The sequence below is a fragment of the Paenibacillus validus NBRC 15382 genome (assembly GCF_004000985.1).
Taxonomy (GTDB): domain Bacteria; phylum Bacillota; class Bacilli; order Paenibacillales; family NBRC-103111; genus Paenibacillus_G; species Paenibacillus_G validus.
Window position 1 is genome coordinate 1 of the sequence record NZ_BIMH01000087.1, and the last position, 8,080, is coordinate 8,080.

Annotated in this window: 7 protein-coding genes; 6 read left to right on the forward strand and 1 reads right to left on the reverse strand. The window is 58.3% G+C overall.

Features of this window, described 5'->3' with window-relative positions; genetic code table 11:
- The first annotated feature begins 250 nt into the window (after positions 1 to 250).
- On the forward strand, positions 251 to 2,155 hold the full coding sequence (locus PVA01S_RS25630; protein WP_127610690.1) for an SbcC/MukB-like Walker B domain-containing protein: 1,905 nt from the start codon (positions 251 to 253) through the stop codon (positions 2,153 to 2,155).
- Between the two features lie 134 nt (positions 2,156 to 2,289).
- Positions 2,290 to 4,482, forward strand: a complete 2,193-nt coding sequence (locus PVA01S_RS25635) for a stalk domain-containing protein (RefSeq protein ID WP_127610684.1) — start codon at positions 2,290 to 2,292, stop codon at positions 4,480 to 4,482.
- Positions 4,483 to 4,677: 195 nt separating this feature from the next.
- On the opposite strand, the gene PVA01S_RS25640 is transcribed toward PVA01S_RS25635, so the two are convergent.
- Positions 4,678 to 6,597 carry an FAD-dependent oxidoreductase gene (locus PVA01S_RS25640; RefSeq protein WP_127610686.1) on the reverse strand — a complete coding sequence of 640 codons (1,920 nt, stop codon included), beginning with the start codon at positions 6,595 to 6,597 and terminating at the stop codon, positions 4,678 to 4,680.
- Positions 6,598 to 6,706: 109 nt separating this feature from the next.
- Between PVA01S_RS25640 and PVA01S_RS25645 the strand changes: the two genes are divergently transcribed.
- The 4 genes from PVA01S_RS25645 to PVA01S_RS25660 all read left to right on the forward strand — a co-directional run bounded on the left by PVA01S_RS25645 (position 6,707) and on the right by PVA01S_RS25660 (position 8,045).
- Positions 6,707 to 6,916, forward strand: a complete 210-nt coding sequence (locus tag PVA01S_RS25645; RefSeq protein ID WP_127610688.1) for a hypothetical protein — start codon at positions 6,707 to 6,709, stop codon at positions 6,914 to 6,916.
- Between the two features lie 26 nt (positions 6,917 to 6,942).
- Positions 6,943 to 7,287 carry a histidine triad nucleotide-binding protein gene (locus PVA01S_RS25650; RefSeq protein WP_054798584.1) on the forward strand — a complete coding sequence of 115 codons (345 nt, stop codon included), beginning with the start codon at positions 6,943 to 6,945 and terminating at the stop codon, positions 7,285 to 7,287.
- A gap of 128 nt (positions 7,288 to 7,415) precedes the next feature.
- Entirely contained in the window at positions 7,416 to 7,589 is a 174-nt protein-coding gene (gene rpsU / locus PVA01S_RS25655; RefSeq protein WP_010491812.1) for a 30S ribosomal protein S21, read from the forward strand.
- Between the two features lie 12 nt (positions 7,590 to 7,601).
- The gene (locus PVA01S_RS25660) at positions 7,602 to 8,045 is read left to right on the forward strand and encodes a GatB/YqeY domain-containing protein (protein WP_054798583.1); all 444 of its coding nucleotides are present in this window, start codon (positions 7,602 to 7,604) and stop codon (positions 8,043 to 8,045) included.
- The last annotated feature ends 35 nt before the right edge of the window (positions 8,046 to 8,080 follow it).

Below are 8,080 nucleotides of genomic sequence, written 5' to 3' on the forward strand. Positions count from 1 at the left end.
GCTGGCCGCCGAGCGGCAGACCGCGGCGGCTGCGCGGGCCGCGGAAGCGGAGGAGCAGCGGAGGCTGCTGCAGGAGCTCGCTGAGCAGGAGCGGGACGGAGAGCGGCGTACGCTGGAGTGGGCGGAACGTTTGATGGCTTTACATAACGATGCGGCAGCAGGCGAGCGCCGTATGGCCTTGCTGGAACAAGCCGCCGCACGGGAAGGCGAACGCGTGCGGGCTCGCTTGAAGGCGGCGGAAGCGGAGGCGATGGCAGCGGCGCTTGCGGCGCATCTGCACGACGGCGGTGCTTGTCCGGTGTGCGGTTCGACCGAGCACCCGAACCCGGCCTCCCATCGCCCGGAGGGCGGTGACGGGACGGCTGCTGCGACTGACGGAGGCGAGGTGTCGCCGGAAGCGCTTGAGGCGTGCCGGCAGGAGCTGCGCGAAGGCCGGTTTCATGCGCGACGACTGCTGGATAAGCTGGAATCGCTGGAGAAGCAATGGGCGCAGCAAGCCGCAGCGGACGGCGTCCCGGCAGCCGAAACGCCGGCGTCGATCCTGAAGCTGCGCGAGGCGGGGCAGGCACGGTTGGAAGCCGCCGCCGCGGTAGCGGAGGAGGCGGAAGTCCGGACAACGGCCGCGTTCGAGCAAGCGCTCGCCGCCCATTCGGATGTAACGCAGGGGCTCGAACGGGAAATCGAGGCGCTGGAACGCAGCTGGCAAACGCTGCTTCAAGACCGGCGGCAATCGGCCAAGCGCCGACAAGAGCTGGAAGCGCGGCTGCAAAGCGTCCAGAGCCTCGTAGACGCCGAGTCGTGCAAAGCGCAGGAATGGACGGATACGCGAAGCCGGCTGCGCGATCAATGGCAAGCCTCTTACGCCGAATGGGAGCCGGAGCAGCTGCCTGAGTTAGCCGGGCAGCTCGAACGCTCGGATGCGGCAGCGGAAGAAATCCGGCAGCGGCTGGCGAAAAGCGTTACGTTCCTCGAGGAACAGCAAGTCCGGCTGGAGCAGCTGCACAAGGAGCTGGCCGACGCCGAGAAACTGGCGGTGAGGACGGCGGCCGAGCAGGAAGCGCTGCAGCGCCAAATCGGCCAGCGGCAGGAACGGCTCTTTGCGCTCGTCGGCGACGGCGACGCGAACAAGCTGACCCTTGAAGCGAATGGCGCGCTGTCGAAGCTGCGAGCCGATGCGGCGACGGCGGCGTCGCTGCGCGATCAAGCGCAGGCCGCGCATCAGTCGGCGGCTTCGCAAGCGGCGGCAGCTGTGCAAGCCGAGCAGTCGGCGGCTGCGCTGGAGCGCGAGACCCAGAGCGAGTGGGAGCAGCAGTCGCTCGCCGCCGGTTTCGCCTCTGCGGCCGAAGTGGAGGACGCGCTGATCGCCGAGGCGCAGCGCGGCGAATGGGCGGCCGAGGTGGAGGCGCACGGCAAGCAGGAGCATCAGCTGGCGGTCCGCCGCCAAGAGCTGGAACAAGCGCTCGCCGGCCGTCACGTCTCGGATGAAGCTTGGGACGCGTTGGAGCAGGAACTGGCGCTTTGCAAAGCCGAGGATGAAGCGGCGCTGCAGACGAGCGCCAAAGCGGAACGTGATTGCGAAGACGTACGGGCGAAGCACGGGCGTTGGCTGGAGCTGGAGCAGAAGCGCGCTGCGCTGCAGGCGGAGCTGACGCTGCTTGGCAAGCTGCAAAGCGTGCTGCGCGGCAATGCCTTCGTCGAATTTTTGGCCGAGGAGCAGCTGATGCATGTCAGCCGGGCGGCTTCGGAGCGGTTAGGTCAGTTGACCCGCCGCAAATACGCCATCGAGGTCGATTCGGGCGGCGGCTTCGTCATCCGCGACGACGCGAACGGCGGTACCAGACGCCCGGTCACGACATTGTCGGGGGGCGAAACGTTCCTGACATCGCTGTCGTTGGCGCTCGCCCTCTCCACCCAAATTCAATTGAAGGGCGAATATCCGCTTGAATTCTTTTTCTTGGATGAAGGCTTCGGGACGCTGGACCCGGAGCTGCTCGATGCGGTGGTTACCGCATTAGAGAAATTGCATCTGGATAACTTAACGGTCGGCGTCATCAGTCACGTGCCGGAATTAAGAGCCCGGCTGCCGCGCCGGCTGGTCGTCCAGCCTGCAGAACCGGGGGGCCGTGGAAGCCGTGTGACGCTGGAAACGATGTAGGTGTCGGCACGGCGCATCATCACGCATAAACATACCCGGCCGTGCATAGGTAGAGATATCCATATGGACATGTTATCGGCGTGACATGCTTTCGGCGGCCGGCGGCATGTCACGAGCACAAGGGGGAACAAACGATGGACCGATCAACAGATCAGCCTATGCGAATCAGGAAGCGGGATCAAGCAACATATCGCATGGGGGCAGTCCGGCGAACCGCCGCCAATTTTACGAAATTAGCGCTGTCCGCCTTGCTTGGTATCGGCCTGTTGGTAACCGGATCCGCGCCGGCCTACGCCGATGCGATTTGGGACCGCTGGAAAGCGGCGGATGCCGCCGTTTCGTCCGGTAACCCGGCAGCGGCCGTGCCGCATTGGGAGTTTTTGGCAGACCATTATGTGTCCGCCGGGGACTGGGAAAGCGCAGCGTTGTTCAGCGGCAAGCTGAACCAATATTTTGACGGAATCGGCGATTATGAGAAAGCCATCGCTTACTATGAACGCGAGAACGAGTATTGGCTGAAGGACGGCAAAGACTGGGGCGCGGTCGACCTGCAGCGTGCGGAGCAAATCCGGACGACCGTCGAAGCGTACATATCCACGGCCGACACCGAAGCGCTTCGGCAGCGGGCGCTGCCTGTGAGCGGCAAACTGTCCAAGTTCGAGCCCGAATACGGCATGTATATCGGAATGTACACGGAGCGCGACCCGAAGATGCTGAACTACTACGACCGCTCGGAGTCGTTCTACGGCAAGAAGCATGCGTTATATTTGGCGTATACGCAGGTCGGCAAGCCGTTCCCGAAGCAGTACGCCCAACGTGCGAAGCAGGCCGGTGCCGGACTGCAAATCGCCTGGGAGCCGATGAACGGGCTGGACGCGGTGACCGACGAGGTCGTGCGGGCTTGGGCGCGGGAAGCGAAAGCGGCGGGAATTCCGATTTTTCTCCGTTACGCCAGCGAGATGAACGGCAACTGGGTGCCCTGGCACGGCGATCCGGATACATATATCCGCAATTTCCGGATGGTTCACGACATCTTGGAGCAGGAAGCGCCGAACGTGGCGATGGTTTGGAGCCCCGGCGACGTGCCGATGTATTCGATGGATGCGTATTACCCCGGCGACGATTATGTCGATTGGGTAGGGGTCAGCTTGTACAGCGAGCCGTACGAGAACGGCGATCCGAAGCAAGGCAATATGCAGGCGACAAGCCCGGTCGAACGGCTCGATTACTTGTACCGCACATACGCCGAGCGCAAGCCGCTCATGATCAGCGAAACGGCGGTGAGCCATTACGCGAATATTCCGCAAGAGTCTTTCACCGAATATGGCACGCTGAACTTGCAGCGGTTGTACGGGATTATGCCGTATAAGTATCCGAGACTGAAGGCGATCACCTACTTCAACGTCAACCTGGAGATGAAGGAAAGCAAGAACAATTACTTATTGCGCGACAACGACGCCATGTACAGCTTGTACAGGAAGCTGATCGAGCCGCCGTTTTACTTAACGAACATCGAAAACGCGGCAAAACCGCCCGAGCCATCCGGTCAAGTGCCTTTGACCGCTGGCGTCGCGATTTATAAGAGGGCTTTGATTACCCCGTTCGTCAAAATTCCGGATATTTATATCGGTAAAATCGAGTATGCCGTGAACGGCCGGCTCGTACAAACCCAAACCTCCCCGCCTTACGGCATCGAGCTGAAGGCGGGAGATGTGCCGGAAGGCTCTGTGCTGGAGCTCGGGATCTACAATCATGCCGGCAAGAAGGCGGCGACCCGGTCGTTTCCGATCACGTCCGGAATCTCGGTGTCGATCGACGGGAAGGACGTCGACTTCGAGCAGCCCCCCGTCATTCGCGAGGGCAATACGCTTGCGCCGGTTCGCGCCATCTTCGAAGCAATGGGCGCGAAAGTCGACTGGAACGCCGCTGCGAAGACGGCAACGGCGACCAAAGGCGGCACGACCGTCTCGATCGCCATTGGCAGCGGAGAAGCCTACAAGAACGGAAAGCCCGTTAAGCTTGAGATGCCGGCGCAGCTTGTGAACGGAGCCACGTTGGTTCCTGCGCGCTTCGTCGGCGAGGCGTTCGGAGGCGTTGTCGGGTGGGACGGCGAAACAAGGACGGTGACGATCCGGATGGACGGTAAATCGGCAGCCGCCTTCCCCGGCGAAGCGGTGAAAGTAACAGCGGCGTCAGCCGTGTCTACGTTGACACCGAGTGCTTCGGAACGATCGGCGAACGGCGCGCCGTCCCGAACGGCTGTCTGGTTCGGCTGGTTCAAAGATCAGCTTGGCCGGCTTGCCGACCTGTGGGGCCGTCTGGTTTAAGTACCGGTAAGTCTTTGCCCAAGGCTTCCCCGGCCGGAATCCATCCGGCCAAGGGGAAGCCCGTTTTTCTTTACTCCCACGCTGCTATTCCGAATTGTGCCTCTCTATCGATTTGCGCCGTCCGATACATCGATTAAACGGAAAAAGACTGCTCGCCGGGAGAATCATCTCTCCCGGAAAGCAGTCTTTGTTTCGTTATACCGTCACCGCGGCCAGCTCGTCGATAATGGCTTTGGCCGCTTGTCTCGCGGTGGAGAAGGCGCGCTCGGCCAGCTCCCCTTTTCCTTGACAGCCGTCTCCGCAGAAATGGAACGGAACGCTTTCTAGCCGTGTCGGCAGCAGCCGGTTGCCGGCGATGTTCTTCACGCTGGCAACCATCGCCTTCTTGGAGACGCGCTTGACCTCTGTCGCCTCGCGCCAACCGGGATAATACCGGTCGAACAACGCTTCCATCTGCTGCGTCTTTTTGTCCAAATACGCTTTGCGCTCCGTTTCGTCGGCGAAGGCGTCGTTCAAGTAGGCGATTCCCTGAAGCAGTTGGCCGCCTTCGGGAACGAGCGTATGGTCGGTCGCGGACACGTCGCTGATGAACAGCTTGTTGTCCATGTCGCTGATATAGCTGAACGGACGGGCGACCACTTCCTTCAACCCGACATCGTACACCATTACTTCGGTAGCCGTATTGTTCTCGTACGGCGCCAGGAAGGGCTCCCATGGCGTCCCTTTAAGCAGCTTGCACACCTGCTGGACCGGCATGGCAAATATAATGCGGTCGAACGCCACCTCGCGGTTTTTTGTTTTCAGAATAAACTGCTGGTCGGCATACCGGATGCTCTCGACTCCTTCCTGCAGCGCAATGTCCCAGCGGCGGGACACTTCGATCTTCTGCTTCAGCTGGTTGGTGATGACGGCCCAGCTGCCGAGCACGTAGTTCACCGGCCGGGAGGAGAGGAACAGGTTGTGATAATAGTCGCTAATGACCGGCCCGGGCACCTTGCGGGCCTCTTCCGGCGTAATAAAGAAGTTGGAGCAGACGAGGTGCTCCCACAGCTCCTTGACATCTTCGTCTGCATCCGATTCGGCCAAATAATCGCCCAAGGTCGGGTAGTTCCGCACATTGTGAATATTGGCGATGATCGCCGATATTTCCCCGACGAAACGCACCTTCTGCATCGGGTTCAACAGCTCCGTCCGCAGCAAATTGACGAAGTCGAGCGGAGCGGGGGTCAACTGTCCGTTCTTGGCATACATGACGTGCCGTTTATCGACCTGCTTGGAGCTGAACGATAAGCCGAGCTCGCGCTCCATCACGCTCAATTTGTGCCGATCGATGCCGTAAATGGCATGTGCTCCGTAGTTCAAAGTAAATCCCGCTTTCTCATAAGTAAAAGCCCGCCCCCCGAGCTGCGGGCTGCGCTCGAACAACACGCCTCGAATTCCGGCTTGCTCCGATAAATAAGCGGCCGCGGTTAATCCCGCCAGTCCGCCTCCGATAATCGCCACTTGCATATGAAATTCTCCTTTCGGTTCCTCTTCCAGCGTCGCGGTTCGTTCTTCCGCCGTATGCCGTATGCCTTCCCAAACCCAGATCAGCTGCGACCGCATGGCGGCTGGCAAATCGCTGCCGTCGTCCCGCGAACACCACAGCAGCAGCGTGCCGAAGAAGGCGGATACGAGAGCGTTCGTTTTGCCGGGCTCCGGAAGCCAGCGCAGCAGGCTCTGGTACAGCGTCTGCTGCAGCTTCTCCATGGCCGATTTTAGACTGTCGTTCTGGAGCGAGAGCGCGATCCAGCTTCGCAGCAAACGCGCAGACGGGGCGACCTGCTCGGCAAGCTCGAGCAGCAGCCGGTTAATATGGTGCTCCAGGGACGGAACTTGAGTCGGTTTCCGTTCCGACCAAGCTTGTATAATCGTGATTAGTTTGCGCGGCAAGTCCAACAATATTTCGTCTTTGCCTTTGAAATAATGGTAGAACGTTCCCTTCGACGTGCGAGTCGCTGCAATAATATCGTCGACGGACACCTGCTCGTATCCGCGTTCGATAAACAGCCGAATGGCGACCTCAAGCAGATACTCCCGCTTTTTACGTGTGGCCGCGCGCATGAATCGGCTCATGTACAGGCCTCCTTTGTATTGGACTTGGTTTCAGGAGGAAGGTTATACCGTTATTATATGACAACTTCGCCAAAGTTCCTATACATTTTTAGACTCTGAGTCTAATTTTATGTTCGGACACGCCAACAGCTTGAGAAGCGCGATGCAGCCGTATTTCGGGAAGCTGGAGCAACGGCTTGCAGGACCGAGCGGGACCGTGCTGCAGGAAAGTCGTTATTCTTCCATGCATGGATGGGCAAGGGAGTATCGCGGGTCTGCCGGCGTTACGGCGAGCGGTTGGATTTTTCTTCAAAAATTCGATATGATAGAAGCGATATAAAGTGGATAGGACGGGGGTGTAGGTCATTGGATTGTATTTTTTGCAAAATCGTCGAAGGAACGCTGCCTTCGAAGAAAGTTTATGAGGACGAGCGCGTGCTCGCGTTTCATGACATTAAACCGGAAGCGCCGGTGCATCTGTTGATCATTCCCAAGAAGCATATTCCGACAATGAACGACGCGGCGGCTGAGGATTTGCCGCTGATCGCCGATATGCATCGCGCGGCCCAGCAAATCGCCAAGGAGCAAGGCGTAGCCGAGACCGGCTACCGGCTGATTAACAACTGCAACCCGGACAGCGGGCAGCTCGTCTACCACATTCATTATCACTTGCTGGCAGGCGAAAAGCTGGGGCCATTAAACGGAAAATAAAGCGTGTTTTCTTTGCTCGCAAGACTTTCCGTATATAGGTTGACACCTGTATATTTTTTGGCCTATAATGAAATTTGATGAATGTCTTTTTTCGTCTTGGACGGTCTGTTCGGAGGGAGGGAAAACTGGTGTCAGAAACTCGAGTTCGCAAGAACGAAACGATAGATGCTGCACTTCGCCGCTTTAAGCGTTCCATCGCTAAAGATGGCGTGTTGGCGGAGGTCAAGAAACGTAAGCATTATGAGAAGCCTAGCGTTAAGCGCAAGAAGAAGTCTGAGGCTGCTCGCAAGAGAAAGTTCTAGGGGGCTTAATCGATGAGCTTAAGCGACAGATTGAACGAAGACATGAAGCTCGCGATGAAGAGTCAAGACAAGTTTAAACTCTCCGTAATCCGTATGGTTCGTGCCGCTATCAAGAACATTGAGATAGATCAGCGTAAAACCTTGGAGGAACAAGAAGTTCTTGACGTTTTGAATCGCGAAGTCAAACAGCGCAAAGATTCCCTCCAAGAATTTGAGAAGGCCGGTCGTGAAGATTTGGCCGAAAACCTTCGTGCTGAGATTGCCATATTGATGGAATACATGCCGCAACAGCTTTCCGATGAAGAAGTAAAAGCCATTGTACAGCAGACCATCCAAGAAGTGGGGGCTTCTTCAAAAGCGGATATGGGTAAAGTCATGGGCGCGTTGATGCCGAAGGTGAAAGGACGAGCTGACGGTAAAGTCGTCAATCAGTTCGTTCAACAATTATTAAACTAACGACCCGGAGAAACACTCCAGTACTGGAGTGTTTC